The 22,654-nt window shown below is 43.3% G+C and carries 24 protein-coding genes; 15 read left to right on the top strand and 9 right to left on the bottom strand.

Annotated features, from left to right (window positions below; genetic code table 11):
- Positions 1-68: 68 nt before the first annotated feature.
- Genes QNH36_RS06510 through QNH36_RS06525 form a run of 4 tightly spaced genes read right to left on the bottom strand, consistent with a single transcriptional unit; the run spans position 69 to position 4,822 of the window.
- Positions 69-1,253, bottom strand: coding sequence for a YheC/YheD family endospore coat-associated protein (locus QNH36_RS06510; RefSeq protein WP_283904954.1), 1,185 nt, complete (start codon positions 1,251-1,253; stop codon positions 69-71).
- Positions 1,250-2,617 carry a YheC/YheD family endospore coat-associated protein gene (locus QNH36_RS06515; RefSeq protein WP_283904955.1) on the bottom strand — a complete coding sequence of 456 codons (1,368 nt, stop codon included), beginning with the start codon at positions 2,615-2,617 and terminating at the stop codon, positions 1,250-1,252. The genes QNH36_RS06510 and QNH36_RS06515 overlap by 4 nt, the downstream gene beginning before the upstream one ends.
- Positions 2,614-3,699 carry a YheC/YheD family endospore coat-associated protein gene (locus tag QNH36_RS06520; RefSeq protein WP_283904956.1) on the bottom strand — a complete coding sequence of 362 codons (1,086 nt, stop codon included), beginning with the start codon at positions 3,697-3,699 and terminating at the stop codon, positions 2,614-2,616. Before QNH36_RS06520 ends, QNH36_RS06515 begins: the two co-directional genes overlap by 4 nt.
- A gap of 19 nt (positions 3,700-3,718) precedes the next feature.
- Entirely contained in the window at positions 3,719-4,822 is a 1,104-nt protein-coding gene (locus QNH36_RS06525) for a YheC/YheD family endospore coat-associated protein (protein ID WP_144474424.1), read from the bottom strand.
- Positions 4,823-5,023: 201 nt separating this feature from the next.
- Between QNH36_RS06525 and QNH36_RS06530 the strand changes: the two genes are divergently transcribed.
- The 4 genes from QNH36_RS06530 (at position 5,024) to QNH36_RS06545 (ending at position 9,313) form a co-directional block, all read left to right on the top strand.
- Positions 5,024-5,383, top strand: a complete 360-nt coding sequence (locus QNH36_RS06530; RefSeq protein WP_144474425.1) for a YlbF/YmcA family competence regulator — start codon at positions 5,024-5,026, stop codon at positions 5,381-5,383.
- A 129-nt stretch (positions 5,384-5,512) separates the two neighbouring features.
- Positions 5,513-6,385, top strand: a complete 873-nt coding sequence (locus QNH36_RS06535) for a Cof-type HAD-IIB family hydrolase (protein WP_144474426.1) — start codon at positions 5,513-5,515, stop codon at positions 6,383-6,385.
- Positions 6,386-6,674: 289 nt separating this feature from the next.
- Entirely contained in the window at positions 6,675-8,183 is a 1,509-nt protein-coding gene (locus QNH36_RS06540; RefSeq protein ID WP_144474427.1) for a coproporphyrinogen III oxidase, read from the top strand.
- A gap of 332 nt (positions 8,184-8,515) precedes the next feature.
- Positions 8,516-9,313 carry an enoyl-CoA hydratase gene (locus QNH36_RS06545; RefSeq protein WP_395883475.1) on the top strand — a complete coding sequence of 266 codons (798 nt, stop codon included), beginning with the start codon at positions 8,516-8,518 and terminating at the stop codon, positions 9,311-9,313.
- A 224-nt stretch (positions 9,314-9,537) separates the two neighbouring features.
- Here the strand turns inward: QNH36_RS06545 and QNH36_RS06550 are convergent, their stop codons facing one another.
- Complete coding sequence (locus tag QNH36_RS06550; protein WP_144474429.1) at positions 9,538-9,723, bottom strand: YhzD family protein; 186 nt, start codon at positions 9,721-9,723, stop codon at positions 9,538-9,540.
- A 147-nt stretch (positions 9,724-9,870) separates the two neighbouring features.
- Between QNH36_RS06550 and QNH36_RS06555 the strand changes: the two genes are divergently transcribed.
- The 7 genes from QNH36_RS06555 to QNH36_RS06585 all read left to right on the top strand — a co-directional run bounded on the left by QNH36_RS06555 (position 9,871) and on the right by QNH36_RS06585 (position 18,588).
- A complete protein-coding gene (locus QNH36_RS06555; protein ID WP_251544611.1) occupies positions 9,871-10,770 on the top strand; it encodes an ABC transporter ATP-binding protein in 900 nt (299 codons plus the stop codon).
- A complete protein-coding gene (locus tag QNH36_RS06560) occupies positions 10,763-12,016 on the top strand; it encodes an ABC transporter permease (protein WP_144474431.1) in 1,254 nt (417 codons plus the stop codon). The genes QNH36_RS06555 and QNH36_RS06560 overlap by 8 nt, the downstream gene beginning before the upstream one ends.
- Positions 12,017-12,143: 127 nt before the next feature.
- Positions 12,144-12,839 carry a Type 1 glutamine amidotransferase-like domain-containing protein gene (locus tag QNH36_RS06565; protein ID WP_144474432.1) on the top strand — a complete coding sequence of 232 codons (696 nt, stop codon included), beginning with the start codon at positions 12,144-12,146 and terminating at the stop codon, positions 12,837-12,839.
- A gap of 119 nt (positions 12,840-12,958) precedes the next feature.
- Entirely contained in the window at positions 12,959-14,182 is a 1,224-nt protein-coding gene (locus tag QNH36_RS06570; protein WP_283904957.1) for a metallophosphoesterase family protein, read from the top strand.
- A 17-nt stretch (positions 14,183-14,199) separates the two neighbouring features.
- Complete coding sequence (locus QNH36_RS06575; RefSeq protein ID WP_283904958.1) at positions 14,200-17,208, top strand: ATP-binding protein; 3,009 nt, start codon at positions 14,200-14,202, stop codon at positions 17,206-17,208.
- Between the two features lie 74 nt (positions 17,209-17,282).
- On the top strand, positions 17,283-18,227 hold the full coding sequence (gene yhaM, locus QNH36_RS06580; RefSeq protein WP_144474435.1) for a 3'-5' exoribonuclease YhaM: 945 nt from the start codon (positions 17,283-17,285) through the stop codon (positions 18,225-18,227).
- 178 nt (positions 18,228-18,405) lie between these two features.
- Positions 18,406-18,588 (top strand): sporulation YhaL family protein, encoded by a 183-nt coding sequence (locus QNH36_RS06585; RefSeq protein ID WP_144474436.1) that lies wholly within the window; start codon positions 18,406-18,408, stop codon positions 18,586-18,588.
- Positions 18,589-18,648: 60 nt separating this feature from the next.
- Here the strand turns inward: QNH36_RS06585 and QNH36_RS06590 are convergent, their stop codons facing one another.
- Positions 18,649-19,530, bottom strand: coding sequence for a peptidylprolyl isomerase (locus QNH36_RS06590; RefSeq protein ID WP_144474437.1), 882 nt, complete (start codon positions 19,528-19,530; stop codon positions 18,649-18,651).
- A 190-nt stretch (positions 19,531-19,720) separates the two neighbouring features.
- Here QNH36_RS06590 and QNH36_RS06595 point away from each other — a divergent pair, with 190 nt between their 5' ends.
- The 3 genes from QNH36_RS06595 to QNH36_RS06605 all read left to right on the top strand — a co-directional run bounded on the left by QNH36_RS06595 (position 19,721) and on the right by QNH36_RS06605 (position 20,162).
- Positions 19,721-19,801, top strand: a complete 81-nt coding sequence (locus QNH36_RS06595) for a YjcZ family sporulation protein (RefSeq protein WP_023615406.1) — start codon at positions 19,721-19,723, stop codon at positions 19,799-19,801.
- A 93-nt stretch (positions 19,802-19,894) separates the two neighbouring features.
- Positions 19,895-19,978 (top strand): YjcZ family sporulation protein, encoded by an 84-nt coding sequence (locus tag QNH36_RS06600; protein WP_064503397.1) that lies wholly within the window; start codon positions 19,895-19,897, stop codon positions 19,976-19,978.
- A gap of 91 nt (positions 19,979-20,069) precedes the next feature.
- On the top strand, positions 20,070-20,162 hold the full coding sequence (locus tag QNH36_RS06605) for a YjcZ family sporulation protein (RefSeq protein WP_144474438.1): 93 nt from the start codon (positions 20,070-20,072) through the stop codon (positions 20,160-20,162).
- Between the two features lie 384 nt (positions 20,163-20,546).
- Here QNH36_RS06605 and QNH36_RS06610 read toward each other — a convergent pair whose 3' ends face one another.
- The 3 genes from QNH36_RS06610 to QNH36_RS06620 form a co-directional block, all read right to left on the bottom strand.
- On the bottom strand, positions 20,547-20,735 hold the full coding sequence (locus QNH36_RS06610) for a hypothetical protein (protein ID WP_214705013.1): 189 nt from the start codon (positions 20,733-20,735) through the stop codon (positions 20,547-20,549).
- A 346-nt stretch (positions 20,736-21,081) separates the two neighbouring features.
- Positions 21,082-21,657, bottom strand: coding sequence for an HTH-type transcriptional regulator Hpr (locus tag QNH36_RS06615; RefSeq protein WP_144474439.1), 576 nt, complete (start codon positions 21,655-21,657; stop codon positions 21,082-21,084).
- 238 nt (positions 21,658-21,895) lie between these two features.
- Positions 21,896-22,264 carry a YtxH domain-containing protein gene (locus tag QNH36_RS06620; protein WP_144474440.1) on the bottom strand — a complete coding sequence of 123 codons (369 nt, stop codon included), beginning with the start codon at positions 22,262-22,264 and terminating at the stop codon, positions 21,896-21,898.
- Positions 22,265-22,425: 161 nt separating this feature from the next.
- Between QNH36_RS06620 and yhzF the strand changes: the two genes are divergently transcribed.
- Entirely contained in the window at positions 22,426-22,632 is a 207-nt protein-coding gene (gene yhzF, locus QNH36_RS23950) for a membrane protein YhzF (protein ID WP_481825303.1), read from the top strand.
- Positions 22,633-22,654 lie beyond the last annotated feature (22 nt).

The following is a 22,654-nucleotide window of genomic DNA, read 5'->3' on the forward strand; positions in this document are numbered from 1 at the left end:
CGATACCCCCTTTTAGATAATCTATACCACTATTATATAGCAATAGAGGAAGGGGAGGGACCTCAAACTTAAAAACCAGTTTTCCTGAGAAATAAATCCACAAGTGTAATGATTCTCTTTTCTTCGATTTGGGATTCATCAAAGCTCATTGGTTTTGAGTTTACTTCAAAAATGGCATATTCTCCTTCTTCAGTGAGCCCGGCATCTAGCGAGAATTCCCCGAAATATCCCAATTCTTCTGTCAGCAACTGTCCGATTTCCTTCACGGCCCAGGCGAAAAATGCATCATGCCTGGGATTCTTCACAATATTATAGGGAAGCACGATTCCGCCTTTCGGCACGTGGGTGGTCAAGTCTTGTTTCTCTGATTGGCGGATGCCGATGCCAGTTACTTCATATCCATTTAGTCCATCATGCGCATGGACGCGGAAGTCATAGCGCTTTCCGCCAATGGCTGCAGGCCTGATTTCCTTTTGGGCGATATAATCGTACTCTAACAGATGCCTGGATTTTGCTAACCAAAATTCCTTTAAACCCGGAAATTCAAGACGATGGGAATGGCTTTCCAACTCAATTCGTCCGTTCCTATGCCGCAGCCGGAAAATCCCGATGCCTTTGGACGAAGAAGCTGGCTTCAGATAAATCCCCTGATGTTTTTCAAGAAATGCAGCTAGCTGAATCAACGTCTTTACGCAAATGCTTTCAGGCAATAGTTTGTTTAATTGATCATGTCTTGCAAAAATGGAGTATAGCTTGTTTTTGTTGATGAAGGCAGGATTGAAAAATGGGATACCGAGAGCGCAAAAGTAATCAATCGCATCCTTGAAAGCCTGCTGCTGTTCGGCATTTCGGAATGGCACGCGATTGAAAACAATATGCGGCAGCGGCGTCTTTACAGGTATCCATTTGTTGGCTTCAGGTGAAAATGTGACCCCGGTAAGCCCATCCTTGACAACTGTTTCCGGAGGGAAAACAACTGCCATTCCATTGCGCTTCACCAGCTCATCCTGCAGTGATTTGAAAAGTGATCCGTTGCCTGCAAGTGCCATTTCTTTGCTCATGGAGGTCATGATTCCAACCAGCGGGCCGAGATTTCCCTGTTTGTTTTTTAAGGTGAATAAGTGTGTTTGCTGTGGGACAGAGCTTGAAGGGGTGGGTCTGATTTGGATTTTATTAAAGCCAAAGCTGATGTTTTCATCAGCTTTGGCTTCATAGGTCCATTCCTTCGATTCGATGTGATAGCGAAGGTTCATTGGAAAAGTTCCTCAGGTGCTGTAATGGCTTTTTCCGCTAAAAATATGCCAAAGGAAAGGGAAAGCTTTCGGGTGAGCAGATCGAAATTTTTCAGCTTCGGATGCTTGAAAATCGACCGGCCAGGCTTTGAGTTTGCCTCGAAAAGCCAGACTTTTCCTGACTTATCAATCCCCAGGTCAAAACCAATCTCCCCGATGATTCCTTCCATGTTTTTTTCTAAAATGGTGCTCAGGATCAGGGCAGCCTCAGTTAGTTTCTTTTCACAGGACTCACGCTCTTCCTGGTCCTCGAATAACTCATCAAGTGATTTAACGATGCCGCCGTTGTTCACGTGAGTCGTCACACTGCCCTGGCCAGCAATCTTTGCGGCTATCGCAGCGAGCTGCCACTGTCCATATTCATCTTTATTGGTATGAACCCTGAAATCGATCAGTCGTTTGTCTGACCTCAGCAGGCTGATGCCCTGCTGGACAATCATCTGTGATAAGTTCCGCTTGTAAAAGACCTTCTTCATCAGTTTTTCAAGACTGTCAAATTTCGTTAACTTATTGACTCCTTGCTGGTCCCGGTACCGGCAATAATAGTAGCCATTATGCTTATCGAACAGGATTTGATGAATTCCCAGGCCGAGGCTTCCATTGGCTGGTTTGACATAGACATTTCCGTAGTTTGAGAGCATACGTTCAATAACGGAAAAAGAAGAAAATTGATGGGTTTCAGGCAAGTATTCAACGGCCCGATCATCCTGCTGCAGCCGTTCGAAAACATCCAGCTTGCTGAAAAAGCCGGGATTGTACCAAGGAATCAGATAATCGGTCTGCATTCTCGCTTTTAAACTGCGAAGCTCTGATTTTCTTTCTGTCTTTCTGTTTGGCAGGCGATCGTATACGACATTCGGGAAAGGAACTTTAATTTTCTTCCACCCACCCTCTACAAAGAAATAACCGTCAATCAACCCTTGTTCCCAATCGATATGCTCCTCGCCAAAAACAAACGGCAGGGCGCCTACTGATTTATTGACTGAAAGCAGCTTGGCGAAGAACATCGAGCGCTCGCCGATCGGTCTTAAAGGGTAGGGTGTGAAACCGGAGGTCAGGATGCCGATCAGCGGACCGATAAATAATGTTTGCTGGTCAATGAAAACATGCAGGGGAATCGACAAATCCGGCATGGACAGCTCTTTCTGCACGTCATTGCTGAGGACAATCACATTCCTCCTTTTTGGATGGGGCGCGACAGTGACATCAAGCAGCTTGTTGCCGAAAGCGACTCTTCTGATATCCTTGCTATTGGGAAGGTCGGCAGGGATGAAGACGAGCTGCTTGGAGTGGGTGATGATTTCCACAGGATATTTCTTTCTCATAAATGCTGTCCCTCTCTTTCTGGCAGAATTTCTGAAAGTGTCATGGCATATTCAAGCGGAGCTTTATAGAGAATTTCCTTCAGGTCGGGATTGAGTGATGTGATGACTTTTCTGCCGGGCTTTGAATTCGTATCCAGCACCCATAATGCTTTATCTTTTGAGACGCCGATATCGATGCCGAGCTCGAATAACCTTGGGAAGGATGCTTCTAGAATGCCCGGCAGCATTGAGAGGATCTCTTCTAATTCAAGTGAAAGAAATTTTCTCGTGCGGAAATCCAGCGAACCTGCATAGTCTTCGAATGCCTGAATTTCACCGCCTGCAGCCAGATTCGACAGGATGCCATCCTTATGGCCGCGGCGTATTCCCTTTCCTCGCATAATCCATTTATCTCCCCGGTCCTTTTGCAGCAGCACCCTGATATCAAAAGGACAGTTATGTGAATCAGAAAGTTCGAGATAAGGCTGCATCATGTATTCGTTTTTGCTGCAAAGTCTGTCGAGCCAAGCCTCTGTCTCACTAGTCGATAAAAATACTTTCTCTGACAATCTGCCATCAGCTTCTGCCAGGATTGTAAATTTTCTTCCGGAATTTTTAATTTTATAGATTCCGGCGCCGCCAGAACCAAAAACAGGTTTTAATATGGCAGTGCTCCACTTTTTCAGCTGCACTATTACAGCTTTTCCGCTTGGTACAAGGATGGTCTCTGGGATATATGGAGCAAGTGCGGATCTGGATAGGACCTCATAAATGCTCCATTTATTTGGCAGGCCGTTTCCCAGGAAGGTAATATCTTCTCGGTTTTTCAGCCATTTCACAATCGCCATCGACTGTTTCGATTCATGGTCATTTGCATAAAAACAACGGTCATATATTACCTTTGGCAGCAGGAACTCGGCCTTTACCCACTTTTCTTTTTCGTGATCGAATTTTTCTCCTGCCACCATTTCGGTGATCGGATGGATTTTTGCCGGTGCGAACCTGTAGCAGGTAAAGATGTCAGGATTCGCCCGTTTCGCAATTTCGGTAAAATAAGTACGCTCAATATTAAACGAGCGAGACATCATTCCAAATGAAATCATCTGCATATCTCCTTTTGGACTAGCGCTCACAAAGTCCATAACAATGGTCAATGATGGCTTTAGTCGAAGGTCTGATTTTAGAGCCGCGCTCCTCAAAATTCTTGGAGGGTTTGGAGTTGGCTTCGATCAGCCACAAACTTCCTTTAATGTCGATTCCAATATCGATTCCAAGCTCTGCATTGTGTCCCTCGGCATGCCGGCTGATCGTTTCGGCTGTTTCCAGTGCCAGCTCCTTCATCAGTGCCAGTTGATGACGGGCCTGATCCTTTCCAAAAATCAACGCCAGCGTGTGAGCAGGCTTCATGACTTCGCCACCGCGCGCAATATTGGAAACAAAATACTGTTCGGCTGAAACCCTGGCTACAATTGAAGTTACCTTCCAGAACTGCTGGGCATTTTTATGGCAGAGAACTCTGAAATCCATTGTACGGCCATTCAATTCGGACAGCTGTACCCCTTGCTGGATGATGCAAAGCCTTTTTTCGACCAGAGGCGCAATTGTGCGTGCCAACTCCCCAATTTTTTGAAAAGGTGATAAGTCCTTTGCCGGCAAAGAGGATAATGAGACCTTGACCAACCCTTCTGATTGGACGAGCTGAATGATATTGCGCCCCTGGCTTCCATGGACGGGCTTGATGTACAATTCATCATACTTCTGCAGCATTTTTTCAAGCATGCTTTCGCTGTAAAGATGTGTTTCCGGTATGAAGGACTGCAAATGCTCCTCTATCATTAAAAATTCATGGATTTCCCATTTGGAAAGAAAGCGATGATTAAATATCTTTATTCCCAGAGTATCCAATTTATTTAAAAAACCCTTAAATCCTTTGCTGAATTCAGTTCTTCGTGAAGAGACACGGTTATAGATGACATTGGGTAAGGGGAGGGAACCCTTTTTCCATTCCTCGGTATCCTGATCGTAAAAAAAGCCCTCGACTCCATCATCAGAAAAGCCTTTCAGTGAAAAAACATAGAAGCTTCCGCCTGTTTCCGAAATTCCCTGGTGGAGCTCTTCGCAAAAGGAATGGACCTTGCCGAAGTCCGGTCCGCTGTCTTCTTTTATCTCAGTCAGCAAAGCGATGACGGGCTGTGTTGATTGGCCTTCAAATTTAGCTGGCGTCATAGCTTCCCCTCATTTTCTTTTGGCTGCATAAGGAAACAATACATAAAAATAGGCAAACACACATATTCCATGTTATGAATAGTTGTGGTTATTGGTGATTTTCATGGCAAGGGAAGTTTTCTTGTAACCTGAACTTTTGGCATTGAGCAACATAGTTTGTTATAGTGTAGTGGAGTGTTTAACGGAGAAGGAGTGATTTGAATGGCAGTCAATCTTTACGATTCAGCCTACGAATTAGAAAAAGCAATCAGAAACAGTACGGAATACGCAGAATTGAAACGACTTTATGATGCTGTGAACAACGACCCATCGGCAAAAGCGATGTTTGAGAACTTCCGCAATATCCAGATGCAGCTTCAGGAAAAGCAGATGACTGGACAGCAAATTACCCAGGAAGAAGTAGAACAGGCACAAAAGACTGTTGCACTTGTCCAGCAGCATGAACTGATTTCCAAGCTCATGGAAGCTGAGCAAAGAATGAGCATGGTCATCTCCGAGCTTAACCAGATCATCATGAAGCCTCTTGAAGAGTTATACGGAAACCCGAACCAGCAGCAATAAGATTGAAAGGACTCCCGGCAGACAATGGCCGGGAGTTTTTTTTACAGTTTGCCCCCTTGTTCTATTCTTTCGCTTTCTATCATACAAGTTAAATAAGGACAAAAACACCGAAGAAATGGGGGCATAAAAATGATTTACCGTCTTCTTGCGCTTAACGTGGATGGCACGATTCTCCAATCAAATGAAAGGCTCCATAAATCCACAAGGGATGCAATCGAGTACGTCCAGCAAAAGGGAGTTTACGTGACTCTAGTAACTTCCAGAAGCTTTCCATCAGCCAAAAAAGTGGCGAAAGCGCTGAAAATAAATTCATTGCTGGTAACCCATCTCGGATCCTATATTTCGCATGACCTTCGCAGTGACCCTGTGTTTGAAAAAAGGATCCCAGAGGATGTCACTTTCCAGCTTGTCAGATTCCTCGAAAGCTTTCCATGTCAGATCAGACTGGTCCATGAAAAGTTTTCGCTGGCTAATAAGTATAAATTGAATCATAATCTGCTGGCCAAAACGGTATTCACTTCAGGTGATCCGATTTTCTATTCACAGCAATTCACTGATTCTATCAGCGAGACACTTGTCAATGACCCGGTATCACCGCCAAAGATCGAAGTCTACTTCGAGTATGAAGAAGACCTGGCAGATGCACAGCAGGCGATAAATGGGATGTTCTCAGAAGTCTCACTTTCCAGGTTGAATGACTATCGACTCGATATCATGCCAGAAGGCGTGTCAAAGCTTAACGGCCTGATCCAGCTGGGCGAGCATCTAGGCATTCCATTGAAAGAAATGGTCGCAATTGGCGACGGCACAGACGATATTGATATGATTGAGGCATGCGGTTTGGGAGTCGCAATGGGGAACGCATCTCCAGAAGTGAAGAAGGCTGCGGACTGGGTGACCCGATCAAACAACCAGCATGGCGTCAGCTACATGGTAAAGGAACACTTCCGCAAACAGCAGCCAATCGAGTTCCTGCGGAAAATGAATATTATAAAAATGTGAAAATAGTAAGCATGCCTGATGATTGAAAATCAGGCATGCTTTTGTTGTTTTTTCATGAGTTTCAGGAATATATGAGTTTTCTTCGGAAAATAAGCATTGAATTAAGGAATATATGAGTTTTTTTCGGAATATAAGTGCTGAATTAAGGAATATATCTTTTTTCTAAGGAAAATAAATGATACTAAGTCGGGCCTAAGCCGAAAACTGGTAGCTTTTGCACTGTCTTGACCAGGGAATCATAATTCTATTACACTTATTGAAGCATGTTTAATTGAAAAGGTGAGGTTACATGAGAATTCATATAAAAGGTATAGATGATGAAAGGTTTCAGAGGCCGCTGGAGTTGATTGCGAATCTGTTTTTTGAGGAATCAGAAGTGGTTCTGGGAGAAACAGGTTCAGAATTTGATGCGACAATAGAATTTGAGGTTCAAACTGAAGGTACTATCCTTGTAAAAGCAGACCTGACAACTAAGAATGAAGACGTTTTTTCAGTGCATGCCGATAAAGAAGTGCCAGCAGGCCTAAGCGAAAAAGAAGAATTCAAACTGCTTAAAACCGTTGTTTCAAGAGCTTATTTAAAAGTGCTGCAGGACTGGACAGGTATCATCCAGAAGTGGGGGATCCTTACAGGTGTACGCCCAACAAAGCTTCTGCACAAGAAACTTCGTGAAGGAAAAGAGCAAGTAACAGCACATAAAGAACTGAAGGAGCAGTACCTGATTTCAGATGAGAAAATCCAGCTCATGCAGCAGATTGTGGACCGTCAGCTTGCTGTCCTTCCAGATTTGTACGATTTGAAAAATGGTGTCAGCATTTATATTGGCATCCCTTTCTGCCCGACGAAATGTGCATATTGTACGTTCCCGGCTTACGCGATCAATGGGCGTCAAGGTTCAGTTGATTCCTTCCTGGGCGGCCTCCACTATGAAGTTCGCAAAATTGGTGATTGGCTGAAGAAAAATGATATGAAAATCACGACTGTTTATTATGGAGGCGGCACGCCAACTTCAATAACAGCGGAAGAGATGGACATGCTCTATGAAGAGGTCCATCAATCATTTCCAGATGTCGAAAACATCAGGGAAGTAACAGTCGAAGCTGGCCGTCCTGATACGATCACGCCTGAAAAGCTTGAAGTGCTTAAGAAGTGGAATATTGACCGGATCAGCATCAATCCGCAGTCTTACATCCAGGAAACATTGAAGGCAATCGGCCGTCATCATACGGTGGAAGAAACGATTGAAAAATTCCATCTCGCCCGCGAAATGGGGATGAACAATATCAACATGGACCTGATCATCGGCCTTCCAGGTGAAGGGACGGAGGAATTCGCGCATACTCTTGATGAAACAAAGAAACTGATGCCGGAATCACTGACAGTCCATACGCTTTCTTTTAAAAGAGCATCGGAAATGACAAGGAACAAGCAGAAATATAAAGTCGCTGACCGCGCCGAGATCGAAAAGATGATGAATATGGCCGAAACATGGACGACAGAGCAGGACTATGTACCATATTATCTATACAGACAGAAGAACATTCTCGGAAACCTGGAGAATGTAGGCTATTCATTCCCAGGGCAGGAAAGCCTGTACAATATTATCATCATGGAAGAACAGCAGACGATTATCGGCCTTGGCTGCGGTGCATCAAGCAAATTCATCGATCCGGATACCGGCGTGATCACCCAGTTTTCAAATCCTAAAGATCCGAAGTCATATAACGACAGTTTTGAAGAGTATGCTGATAAAAAAATTGAAATTCTTGATTCATTGTTCAACAAAGCGAAGATTTAACGTGGAAAGCTCCCGAAGGGTTTATTTCGGGAGCTTTTTTGATGGGTTTGACATTTTTTTAGGAGGGATTGTGCGTAAAAGAAGGATGATTAAGCTATTCAACCATGGAATTCCGCGAAAACCCAAGTTGATTCCGAGAAAAAGGTAAAGGATTCCGCGAAATTCCCCAATAATCCCGTGAAAAAGATATGGAATTCCGCTAACTGGAAAATACAGGAGATTTTCCAGCCTGAGACCAGAAAATTTCTTTAGAAAAGTCTAAATAGTGAGAAAAAGGTTTTTAAATATAACATCTCACTATATAATAAAAATATACGGACTTATTGGAGGGGATGAAGGTGGCGATTGAGTTTTCAACAGACACTGTAAAGTTAGGCATTGACGGGCGGGTAGCTGTTCTTGAATTGAATAGGCCTGAAGCACTGAATGCCCTGGATGTGGAAATGATCAGGGGAATTACGATGAATCTTAAAGAAATTTGCAAATCGGATGAAATTGACATCGTGGTGATAAAAGGTGCAGGCCGTGCGTTTTCTGCTGGCGGCGATATCAAGACAATGCTTTCGAATGCAAATGAAAGCGATTTCTACCATGTGATGGATGATATTCACGACATGATTGTCACCCTTTACAGCATGCCAAAGTTAACAATCAGCGCTGTAACAGGAGCTGCAGCTGGCCTGGGCTTCAGCCTTGCGCTTGCGACGGACTACATTATCGCTGAGCCGTCTAGCAAGATTGCGATGAACTTTATTGGCATTGGATTGATTCCTGATGGCGGTGGCCACTTCTTCATGGAAGAGCGGCTGGGGGAAACAAAGGCGAAGCAGATGATTTGGGACGGCAAGACACTATCGGCCGGAGAGGCACTCAGTCTCGGACTCGTTGATGAAGTACCGGCAGATGAATTTAAAACAGCAGTCGACCAGAAAGTGCAGGAATGGCTGAACAAACCGGTCCAGGCAATGGTCAAAACCAAGAAAATCCTTGCCGAAAAAAATCGCCCTTCATTACTGAAAATTCTAGAACTTGAAAAATACGGACAATCCAAAATGCGTCAGACAGAGGATCATCAGGAAGGGATCAAAGCTTTTCTCGAAAAGAGAAAGCCAAATTTCAAAGGTAAATAAAGGCTGTTTTCGTAAAGATTGTTGTTAAAATCCTAAAGCCGATTTTAACGTAATATATACCGATTTCGGAGGACGGTATGAAGTTTACATGCTCTTTTCTCATAAAAAGCACCTTCTTTACGAAGGTAAACAGCTAATTCAGTCCAATTTTGTATTCAATAGCAACAAAGTTTGAGAAAAGAGCCTAAATAAAGAAGCGAAGAGGAATTTTCCTCTTCGCTTTTTTATGGATGAAACAATATCAACTTTCCTCTTGGTGAAGTGCAGCGGTGTGTTTTGTCGCTTAAGTTCTTTTCTTCAAGCATTCGGGCGCCGATTTCCTTTGCTTCGTCATCGTTCCCAGCCTGGAACGATTCATCAACAAGTTTTTCCCCGTTTGGTTCAAAGGCTGTCAATTTGTAAGTATCCATAACAAAATCCCCTTTGTTATAAAATTCAGATGATTACTATTATTTTTGCATAATTTTTTCAAATTTGCAAAACAAAAAAACATCAGAATATGAAACTATTTCCATTCAAAAATCGTAGTATTTTTATGGAGAAGGAGGAGAGCGAGTATGGTACTGCAGCTCGATTGTGTCACAAAGAGATTTGGAAGCTTTACAGCGGTGAACAATCTTTCACTAAATATTCCGGAAAAGGAAATGTTCGGATTCCTCGGTGCGAATGGTGCTGGTAAAACGACGACCTTCCGGATGATCCTTGGCCTGTTGGATGCATCAGAAGGCAGGATTTCATGGGACGGCAAGCCGATCAATTATGAAACCAGCAGCATTATTGGCTATCTGCCGGAGGAAAGGGGGCTTTATCCGAAGCTCAAGGTCCGCGATCAGATTGTCTATCTTGCCAGATTAAGAGGCATGCAGAAACAGGCTGCCCTGAAGGAACTTGATTACTGGCTGAACCGGTTCAAGGTTCCTGAATATGCAGATAAAAAGGTAGAGGAGCTTTCGAAGGGGAATCAGCAGAAAATCCAGTTCATTGCGGCGGTCATCCATAAACCGAAGCTGCTGATCCTTGATGAGCCATTCAGCGGCCTGGATCCTGTGAATGTTGAACAGTTGAAGGAAGCGGTAGTTGAATTGAAGAATACAGGGACGACCATTGTTTTTGCCAGCCATCGCATGGAGCATGTGGAGGAAATGTGTGAGCATATTTGCATCATGCATAAAGGCAGCCCTGTTGTCCACGGGTCGCTAAAGGAGATCAAAAGATCCTTTGGTAAAAAGAACCTTGTCATTCATGCGGATTTTGATACAGCTTTCCTAAAGGAGTATCCTGGCGTGACAAAGTCAAAGTTGACAGCCGAGGGGATTCATCTGCAAATCACCGGTGAGCAAGCAGCGCAGGATATCCTAAAAGAGATAGTAGGGAAAGGATTCATCCGCAAGTTTGTCCTTGAAGAGCCAAGCTTGAACGATATTTTCATAGAGAAGGTAGGTGCTTCATATGAATAATTTCTTAATCATCCTCAAGCATACATATATGAGCAAGCTTAAAACAAAATCCTTTCTGGTTACGACCATACTGACCGTCGGAATTATGCTGGCACTGACCAACATGACCAATATTATCGACTTTTTCAATAAGGGCGGTGACGCCGACAAAATTGCGGTGATTGATGGAACCGGAAAACTGTATGACCCCCTGAAAGAGCAGATGAAGATTATTAATGATGAACTTGTCCTGGAGAAGTACGATGGGAATGAAAAAAACGCCAGGAAAGCAGTGGAGGAAGGGAAATATAAGGGGCTTCTTGAATTAAGATTGAATGACGACGAGCTTCCGGCTGCTTCATACAAAGCAATGAGCATTGCTGATTCTGCCATTCCTGCAGACCTGCAGGCAGCATTGCAGCAGCTGAAAACGGCTATTGCTTCCACTCAGATCAACATCGAGCCTGAACAATTGGAAAAATTATATGCACCGGTTGAATTCGAAAAAGCGGCTTTGGAAGAAGACGCCAAGACAGAAGAGGAATTGAATCAGGCACGAGGGCTTGTCTACGTCCTGCTCTTTATCATTTATTTTGCCGTCATCATGTACGCGAACATGATCGCCATGGAAGTCGCGACTGAAAAATCTTCACGAGTGATGGAAATCATGATATCCAGTGTTTCGCCGATAAAACAAATGTTTGCGAAGATCCTCGGAATTGGGCTGTTAAGCCTGACTCAGCTCGCTGCCCTTCTGTTAGTCGGATATTTTTCAATCAAACAGAATCTTGAGAACATGGAAGGCGGGTTCTTCGAGTTTTTTGGCTTTGGAAATGTAGCGGGCAGCACGATTGCTTACGCAGTGATTTTCTTCATATTAGGCTATTTCCTGTATGCGACAATGGCTGCGTTCCTGGGTTCCCTCGTAAGCAGGATCGAAGACGTTCAGCAAATGATCACGCCAATGACACTGCTTGTGGTCGCCGGATTCATGATGGCGATGTTTGGCTTAGGCCAGCCTGAGGCACCGTTCGTAAAATATACATCGTTCATTCCGTTCTTCTCGCCGATGCTGATGTTCCTGCGGGTAGGAATGCTCAATATCCCTTTCTGGGAAATTGCCCTTTCAATCGGCATCCTGGTAGCGACAATTGCTTTCCTTGCCGTATTTGGTGCAAGGGTATACCGGGGAGGAGTGCTTATGTACGGTAAATCGAATTCCTTTAAGGATATTAAAAAGGCGCTTCAGTTAACGAGAAACGAATAATCGGACAAAAGCTGCAATTCATTTTGGATTGCGGTTTTTTAATACAGGAATTCCGATATGCCTGGTTGAATATTTAATGATATTCATTAATGTTAATTATCCATTTAAATGAAGGAGAGTGTGCGAGTTGAAACAAATCATTGCAATGGGGGGCGGGGGATTCTCAATGGAACCGGAGAACCCGCTATTAGATTTATATATACTTGGCCAGTCAGAAAAACAGAAGCCCAAGGTTTGCTTTGTTCCTACTGCAAGCGGGGATGCGGATGGTTATATTGAGAGATTTTATACCGCTTTCCAATCACATGAATGCATCCCTTCGCATCTATCCTTATTCAGACCGCCGTCTAGAGACCTGGAAGCCTTTGTGATGGGTCAGGACATTATATATGTCGGGGGAGGCAGCACAAAGAATCTCCTTGCGCTTTGGAAGGAATGGGAATTGGATAGCATCCTGCTCAAGGCCTGGGAGCAGGGCATCATCATGGCAGGAGTCAGTGCTGGATCGATTTGCTGGTTTGAAGAAGGTGTGACGGATTCCTATGGAGACGGCATGGAACCGCTGAAGAGCCTTGGCTTTTTAAAAGGAAGCAATTGCCCCCATTATGATGGAGAAGCGGAACGGCGTCCGGCTTATGAACAATTTGTCGCTTCAGGGAAGATTGCTGGCGGGTTCGCAGCCGATGATAGCGCGGCTTTGCATTTTATCGGTGAAGAACTGCTCAGGGTTGTGAGTTCAAGGACGGAGGCAAAAGCCTATCAAGTAAGTCTGGAAAATGGGAAATTCAAAGAAAGAGTGCTGGATACAATCTATCTTGGTTAAAGCTGAACTGCAGTTCTCGAAAGGACTGCAGTTTTTTTGCTGCAATCGGTATAAGAACGTGCATTCGTATTTTTGGAATGGTAAAATAAACTTAAATATGAGGGGAAAGGAATATTCCAATGAAACAGGTGAAGTTTTTACATACAGCCGACCTCCATCTGGACAGCCCGATGGTCGGCCTGAGGCATCTGCCCAAAGCCATTTTTCACCGGCTTCAGGAGAGCACTTTTAAAGCATTGAGCAATATTACGGATACAGCAATCAAACAGGAAGTGGATTTTGTTGTAATCGCCGGGGATCTGTATGATTCTGAAGACAGGAGCATTCGCGCCCAGGCTTTTTTCCGAAATGAAATGGCCAGGCTTGGCGAAAAAGGAATCAAGGTCTTTGCGATACACGGGAACCATGACCATCTTGGATCCCGCTCGATTACAATCGATTTTCCTGACAATGTGCATTTCTTTAATGATCAGGTGGAAACAGCCGTCTTCAGCAAAGATGATGGCACACTCGTCCATTTATACGGTTTCAGCTATCCGGAGAGACATGTAATGGAACGGTGGATTGAGAAATATAAGAAGTCTGATGGCGCTGACTTTCACATTGGGCTGCTTCATGGACATTTTGAAGGGGCCAGTGACCATGGAAAATACGCACCCTTCAGGTTAGGGGATCTTATCGGCAAAGGATATGATTACTGGGCCCTTGGCCATATTCATAAAAGAGCGGTTTTATCTGAACAGCCATATACTGTCTATCCAGGTAACCCTCAGGGACGAAATAGGAAGGAACTGGGAGACAAGGGGGCTGCGATTGTCCAATTGACAGACACAGGTTCCGAAGTTTCTTTCATTGAAAGCGCTGATGTGATCTGGGATGAACTGGTGATTGATGCCCAGGAGGCTGTGGGATTCAATATCCTTTATGACCAATGCCTCGCAGCCATTGATGGTAAAAGAACAGAAGGAAAAGGAGTTTTGCTTGATATCCACATAGAACGCCTTAATTCCAATCTTACAGATGTCATCGATAAAATAGCCAGTGGTGAATTGCTTGAACTGCTCCAGGAGAATGAAAAGGAAGAGGATTCTTTTGTCTGGGTCCACAGGCTCCGGTTTTCAGAAGAACTTGTGATTGATCGTGGGAACTTGATTAAACAAAGTGATTTTTATGAGGAATTATTCAGGACAATTGAACAGTATGGCGACTTAAATGAACCGTTGTCTCCATTATTCCGGCACAGTCAGGCACGAAGGCATCTGGATGTGTTGTCTGAAAACGAAAAAGAACAGCTGATCAAGGATGCTGAGCATCTCCTGCTCCGGCAGATGCTGGAAAAATAGTGAAAGGAGGCAATGTGATGAAGCTTATTGAATTGCATATATACGGGTACGGCAAGCTTGAGGATTATGTGATCAAGTCGATGGATCGATTTGAGGTTTTTTATGGCGAAAATGAAGCTGGAAAGTCCACGATCATGTCATTCATCCACAGTATCCTGTTCGGTTTCCCGGCCAGGCAGAGTTCAGAAATCCGCTATGAGCCGAAAAATAACCCTAAGTATGGTGGGAAGATTAAAGCCTTTTTTCCTGAAAGAGGAGTCGCGGTCATCGAAAGGGTGAAAGGAAAGGCCGCAGGGGATGTAACTGTATCGCTTGAAGATGGGACAATCGGTGGGGAAGAGCTGCTGAAGGATCTGTTGAAAAGAATGGATAAAGGCATCTTTCAGGCGATCTTTTCTTTTAATGTTCATGGACTGCAAAATATACATGCGCTGAAGGGGGAAGATCTCGGCAGATATTTATTTTCTGCGGGAACGATTGGTACGGATAAACTCTTCAATACTGAAAGCTATCTGCTAAAGGAAATGGAGCAGCGTTTCAAACCAGGCGGGAGACGGCCTCTGTTAAATGAAAAAATGAAGGAACTGAAGGAAGTCCAGGCTTCGCTAAAAAATGCTGAGCAGCAAAATGATCAGTATTCACAGTGGGTGAAAGATAAAGAAGAACTTGAAAACAATATAGCCAGGCTCGAGGGCGAAATTGGCCGGCTGGAGCAAATAGGAGTGAAGCTGCGTGAATACAAGCGAAACGAAAAGCTTGTCATTGAAGCTGCTGCATTAGAGAGAAAAATCCAGGAGCTGGATCAATCATTTTTTCCGGAAGACGGCCTTAACCGACTTGAGAAATTGGACGAGAAGCTTAAGCAAATCCATACAAGAATACTGACACTGAAAGAAAAACAGCAAAAGGGTCAGGCTGATTTGGAAAAAAACAGGCCGGACTTCGAACTGATTGGGATGGAAACGGAAATCAACGCCCGGGTCGAGAATCTTCCATTATATGATCAGCTAAATCAGGAAAAAAGACTGCTAGAATCAAAAGTTGAAGAAATATCCGAAGAAATCAGCTTGATTAATGACCAGCTCCATGCAGATTTCGACGAAGAAAGTATACAGGATATCAACACGAGCATTTTTATTAAGGATGAGGTTGAAAAACTGCAACAGGCGCAACAGAGATCAAGTGATAAGAAACTGCAGCTGGAAGAAGATTTTGACGAGGAAAAACGCGCACTCGCGGAACTGGAAGAACATGCTGATACCGTAAAAGGACAATTGCTTGATGAAGTTAGGCGCAATCAGCTGATGAAAGAACTGGACCTGCTTGAAAATAGAGAGAGAATCCGTTCTGAATGGCAGCATGTCACAGACCAGATTGAAGGAGTCAAAGCCCGGGAGGCAACAGAGCAAACCAGGAATAAAAAGCAACAAAAGAATGCACGTAAGCAATCGCTCCTTCTTGGGGGAATCTTCCTCATTGTTTTAATCTGGGGAATTGCTAATGGAACTTGGCTTTTGGCTGGTGTAGGGGTTGCCGGCTTGATTTTTCTGGCGGTTGGGCTGCTCAAGTCAGCAGATGATACAGAAGGAGACCATTCTGCGGATGCAGTGTTCCTGTCAAAGTTGATTGAGCGGGAAAGGTCGTTGAAAGAAATTTTGAACAGCCAGCCGGGAGGCAATCTATTTTCAATTAAGAGCCTGTTGGCGAAGGACGAAGAAGCACAGCTTCTCCACCGCGAGCGGCAAGTTAAGATTGGGCAGCAGCAGCAACGTTTTGAAAAGGTTGTTCAGCAATTTGAAGTGTGGGAAGCAGATAACGTCTCTTTGAGCCAGAAAAAGGGCGAATTATTGAGGCAATTCGGACTGGAAGAGATTGACGGTCCAATAAAGTTATTGGATGCTTTTCAGTTACTGGAAAAGCAAAAACAATACTTCCGTGATCGAAAGCGAACAAGAGAAAACCTGAAGAAAGTTACCCTATCATTGAAAGATATGGAAGACAGCCTTAAAGTGCTTGCTGAGCGTTTTCTGCAAAATGTCAATCTTCCTCCAGTGGAAGCAGCAGGGTTATTGAAGCGGGCTTTGCGTGAAGCATTGGAGCAGCAGACGGAATATCGTGAATTGGAAGCAAAACTGGCTGAGCTTGGAGAAGAGCTCGCTGCACTTGAAAAGGAAGAATTGATCTTAAGCGAAGAGAAGGCAGGATTATTGGCTCAGGCTGATACGGAGCGTGAGGATGAATTCAGGCTGAAAGCGAAAAATGCTGAACTGCTGAAAGGCTGGTCAGCAAGGCATGAGGATATCGTTCATCAATTGTTCGCTTCGGGCATAAGCGAAGAGGACAGGGAGAAAATCCTGACAGGCATTTCGCTTGAGGAACAAATAGAGGGAAATTCAGTGAAGCTGGAAGCGTGCAAGCGGGATCTGACGCAGCAGTTTGATTCCATTGCTGATGTGAAGCATAAGATGAAGATAATCGAAGAGGGAGGCATATATAGCGAACTTCTCCATAAATATCGGCAGCTGCAGCATGAATTTGCTGAAGATGCAAAGGAATGGGGAAAGTTTGCAGTCGCCGGGGACATGCTCTCGAAAACAATCGGGCGGTATAAAGAAGAACGGATGCCGAGGATGCTTGCCAAGGCAGAAAGTTTCCTATCGATTTTGACAGATGGCGTTTATGGGAAAATCATACCCCAGCCTTCTGGCAGCGGTTTTCTGATAGAAAGGGAGGATCATGCATTATTTGAAGCGAATGAGCTAAGCCAGGCGACGGCAGAACAAGTATATGTGTCGATCAGGCTGGCACTTGCCGCTGTGCATCATGACCGTTATCCATTTCCGATCATCATTGATGACAGCTTTGTCAATTTTGATCATAAGAGGACAGCCCGCGTGATCCAACTGCTTAGGGAAATGAGCAATCAAAACCAGATTTTGATATTTACATGCCATCGCCATCTTTTGGACTATTTTTCAGGTAATGAAATTGTGCATATGGGAGAAACAAGCAAAAATACAGTTTAAAATAGCAGGGTCAGAGAATCAGAACAATAGATTCTGTATGTTATACTGTTGCAGAGAGGAGAGGGCGGTTAACGATGAATAAAGGAATTTTGAATCACGAAACAGGGGAACAGGTTGAGCTGTTTTTACTGGTAAAACACTCGTCAAAAGGGATTGCCAGCAATGGTAAGCCATTTTTGACACTTATCCTCCAGGACCAGAGCGGAGACATCGAGGCGAAACTATGGGATGTTTCACCGGAAGATGAAACGATGTATGCTGCCGAAAGCATTGTAAAGGTACAGGGGGACATCCAGAACTATCGGGGGCGTAATCAGCTGAAGATCAGGCAAATTCGTCCGGCTTCCGAAGCTGACTCTGTAAAACTCTCGGATTTCCTTGAAACAGCTCCTGTCAGCCAGGACGAAATGAGCAGCAAGCTTACGCAATATATTTTCGAAATGAAAAATCCAAATATCCAGAGAATCACCAGACATTTATTGAAAAAGAACATGAACGCATTCATGGAGTATCCGGCAGCGACAAAGAATCATCATGAATTTGTATCAGGTCTTGCCTACCATGTGACCTCCATGCTGGACCTAGCAAAGTCAATCGCAACACTCTACCCGAGTCTTGATAAGGACCTTTTGTACGCTGGAGTCATCCTTCATGATCTCGGAAAAGTCATAGAGCTTTCCGGACCTATTTCAACGACATACACAGTAGAAGGCAATCTTCTCGGACATATATCGATCATGGTCAACGAAATTGGCAAGGCAGCGGATGAATTGGGGATCTCAGGTGAAGAAGTAATGATCCTTCAGCATATGGTCCTCAGTCATCACGGCAAAGCAGAATGGGGCAGTCCAAAACCTCCGATGATCAAAGAGGCGGAAATCCTGCATTATATCGATAATCTCGATGCGAAAATGAACATGCTCGACCGAGCGCTTTCAAGGGTGAAACCAGGTGAGTTTTCTGAAAGAGTGTTTGCACTTGATAACCGGTCATTTTATAAGCCTGTATTCCATAAGTAAGAATCTAAACCCCTGCCAAACTGTGCAGGGGTTTCTTCTTCATTGAAGGGGATAAAGGTTATAACCGTCTTTAACTATCAACGCTAATTTCTGCGGCAATGGCATATTCTTAATTAAAGCCACATATGTTTTCTGTAAGAGTTCAATTTGGACAACCTTTAAATGGAGGGTATGAAAAATGTCAATTCCAATCTGGGTAATAGCAGTCGCAGCAGGGATCGTATTCAGCGCGTTCATGGCGGTCAAAACAGGAAAAGAGGAAAGAGAACAAGAAATGGAAAGCATTGAACGAGAGGGCGAGCTCTATATGAAACGGCTCGAGCGGGAAAAAGAACGACGTGAAAATTCGGCAGAAGCATAAAAAAGCACTGGCTCCAGAATTTCGGAGCCAGTGCTTTTTTTATGAGATCAGCCTGTCTAATTATGGCTGTGTTGGTGCTTCTGCTTCAGGGAACTCTGCAGCGCCTTTAAGGTCTTTATCCTTGATCTTAACATTTGCTTTGTCAAGCTCACGCTTCAGTACTTCCTGGATTTTATTAGAGTCAAGCTGTGCTAGCTTTAGGTCATACTCTAATTTGTCCTTCATTTTATCGTATGATTCTTTTTCTTTCTTCTCTGTGACCTTGATGATGTGGAAGCCGTGCTGTGATTTGACAGGTCCACTGATTTCATTCACGTCAAGAGCATAGGCAGCCTCTTCGAATTCAGGAACCATTTTGCCAGGTCCGAAGAACCCAAGGTCTCCGCCATTTGCAGCTGAACCAGGGTCTTGAGAATACTCCTTCGCCAGGTCTTCGAACTTCGCGCCTTCATCGAGCTTTTTCTTGACTTCCTTAGCAGTCGCTTCATCTTTTACAAGGATGTGGCTCGCCTTGATTTCAGGCTTGTACTCCTCATAACGTTTCTTGACCTCTGCTTCACTAACCTTTACATCTTTAAGGGCTGCTTTTTCCATAAGCAGCTGGTCTTTAAGCACTGCTTTTAACTCTTCCTCATCCTTAAGCTGGTTCTGCTGAAGTACTAGCTCAAAGTTATCTCCTAGCTCTTCTTTAAGCTCGGCCACTTTTTGTTCAACTTCTTTGTCAGTTACCTTATAGTTCTTTGAAAGAACTTTTTGGTAAAGCATTTCCTGGAGCGCTTGCTCCCCATATTTTTCCTTCATTGATTGATAAAGTTCTTCTTTAGTAATATTACCTGCTTTTGACTCAACGATTACTTCAGAAGAATCTGCATTATCATTACTGCATGCGCCTAATCCCATGACTCCGGCCGCAACCGTGAGGGAAATGATCATTTTTTTCATGGTGAACAACTCCTAAAAAGAAAATTCGAGTGGCCGTTTTTATCCACAAAGTCTACTATACCATATTTTTAATTTTCCACAAAAAATAAACACTGGATTTATTTTACTATTCTGGAGGGATGGGCGGATATCTATACCGTTTGTTCACATGTGCATAGGATGTAAGGAAGAGAAAAAGGAGGTATTTGTCATGGGCCACTATAATTCAGGATTTGCCTTGATAGTTGTCTTGTTCATTTTGCTGATTGTTGTTGGTGCAGCTTACCTTTAAACAACAAAATGCATGGAAAGCAGGATAACTGCCTATGCGGAAATGAACTTGCTTGAATAAGATATCATAACCACTTTGGAAGGAGGTGTTAATATGGGTGCAGGATACGGCGGCGGCTTTGCGTTAATTGTCGTGTTATTCATTCTGTTAATCATCGTGGGTGCAGCTTGGCTTTAATTTCTGAGTAGAGTATGGGGGTGCTCTCGTCCCCCATATTTCTGACACATGTTATTAAAGCAAGTTCTTAAAGCAGAAAGGAGGAACCTCAATGTCTGGAGGAGGCTTTGGATACGGCGGCGGCTTTGCATTGCTAGTTGTCTTGTTCATTCTGTTAATCATCATCGGTGCATCTTGGCTGTAAGATTTGATGAGGCGATGCTTTCTGCATGCCTGATTAATAAAAATAGTCTTTGTGGAGACCGAAAATAAAAAGCGGTGAGGATGTCCTCACCGCTTAATTTATGTTAATAGTATTTTATGATTTCAACTTCAAGAAATGTCTAGTTCCAGCGCCTAGCACCTCGAGACGCTTGGCTAGTGTCGCCTCCTAGAAACGCAGAAACTTCAACTCCGTCGGCAGAAGCAAAAAGCGCTTCTTTGTCGGACTCTCCAGTTTCTGCGTTTCTGAACAGTCGGCTATACTTTTCGGTTTCGGTCCTGCCAATGAAGTCAAAGAACGACTTCACTGTCATGCCCTCCAGCGCTTGTCGAAGTTGACCACGGCGCTTACGCTTTTCGTATGTAGTCACGTATACAAAATTTCAACGAAAGATGAAATAAGCAAAATTGTAACTAGGATATTGATCGTCCTGAAAATTTTAGCATGTTTGTCTTCCGGGATTTCCTTCTGGATGCAGAGGGAATCTGTTAGCTTATTTATATAGAAAAGAATGAAGGCTGCAAAAAGGACAAACACAAATAAAATGGAGATCATCGAAGAATCCCTCCTTATCAATCTTTTTATCTTAAATACAATAACAAATATTCAAGGAAAAAGATAGTTTTTTATAAAGCGGATGATTAGTAAGTTAGTGGAGGGTGAGAATGAATTTTTTAAATTCATTGCAAAGATAATATAAAGTTTGAATTTTTCGAAATGTGAGATAATGAGCATTTAAATGGAAGAACAAAAAGCGGAAGGATTCATTTTTACAACCGCTTTATAGGATGTTGTCGGCTGAAAGCGAAACCGTTTTTCAGCCAGAGGAAGTGAACAATGCTAGTGTATCTTGGAAGTAATCCCTTCCTCTATTTACGGAGCGAAACTGTGTTTGTCTATCTTAAGCATACTCCTTCTCAGCTGGATCGATCTTTTTAAGCGTTCCGTCCTCGTCTGTAAACTTTCTGTCAATATTCGAGAATGATTTCTCGAATATCTCCATGAAATCATCGCCATAAATATTCCTGACAATCGCCATGATTTCAATAATATCAGGGAATTTTCCATAGAGTTCCTTTAAGGGCATAGCACCTGAAAAAACTGCATTCTTATCAGGTTCGTAGCTTTCCATTAAAGCGAGCAATACGCCTTCGCCTTCTTCGGTTAACTGGATATACGTATTCCTTTTGTCGCTTTCCTTTTTGGAAAACTTTAGATAGCCACGTTCTTCAAGTTTCTTAGAAAAGTTGAAGGCAGTGGATACATGCATCACGCCAAATTTGGCTACATCAGAAATCGAAGCACCATTCAAGTGATAAGCAATCCATAAAATATGATGCTCATTGATATTCAGGTCGAATGGCTTTATCCATTGCTGCCAATCCTTTTCGACAGACTTCCAAAGGGCTTTACTTAACTGGGCAACTCTCTGGCTAAACATCATCGCTTCTTTCATAGTATAATTTTTATCTCCCATTTTCATATTCACCTACTTTATTATTTCTATTTTCATTATGCCAATAAAACAAAAATTAATAAAGATATAAATTTACTAAATTTTTAGAATTTGTTATTTTCCCACTGTAGTCTGGTGTAATTATGTAAAAATTGATAGGTCATAATAAAAATGCCATTTGCATAGTATATTTTTTCTTCAAAAAATAGGAAAATCCTTCCCGATGAAAAAATTTAGTTGGAGGGAAGGATTTCTCCTTTTATTTTTCTTCTGAATTGGCAGCCAATTCAGATTCAAGATCTGAAATGGATTCCTCCAGCTCTTTGATATCTTCCTGAAGGGCCATTTTATTTTCCTCTGTTTCAAGTTTCCATTCCCAAAGAGCGGTTTTTACATCGGTGACAAAAGTTTGGATGGAAGCCTTTCCTTCTTTGGAAGCAGTTGCCACCGTATTTTTTAATTCCACAACGGAATCCTTGATGTCTTTAAGAGACCCGATATACTCATCCTTATTCGCCTTAAGTGTCCTTCTTGTCTCATAACCAGACTTTGGCGCTGCGAGCAGCGTTGCAATTCCAGCTGCCACTCCTCCAACAACCATTCCCATTAAAACTGATTTTGCTTTCATGATTTGACCACCTCGTCATTTTTCTGTATATGTTCTGCAAAAGGATTCAAATTCCTCTATTCCTTCTATATTTAATTTCCTATTCTCGGGCAAATAAACGTTTTATGCTTCATAGGCTCAATTTAACAGGCATAAAGATAAATTAGGTTCATGTACAGAGGATGGAGAGGAGGGGAGCGGGGATTTTTGTTAGTATCGTATTTTTCATCAGTATTGCTTTCTTTTTGGGGGCAGTCCATAATCTCCTTGCATTGAAGAAACCAGGCATGTATCCTCCGAAGATGCTTCTGCGAAAAAGGGCTGGCACGTTCGCAGGCGGGGGAGCCATTTTTCTATTGCTCGGGATTATCTTTTATTCATTTCAGTAATGTAAAAAAGCCCCTGTCCTCA

It is taken from the genome of Mesobacillus sp. AQ2 (assembly GCF_030122805.1).
Lineage (GTDB): Bacteria > Bacillota > Bacilli > Bacillales > Cytobacillaceae > Mesobacillus > Mesobacillus oceanisediminis_A.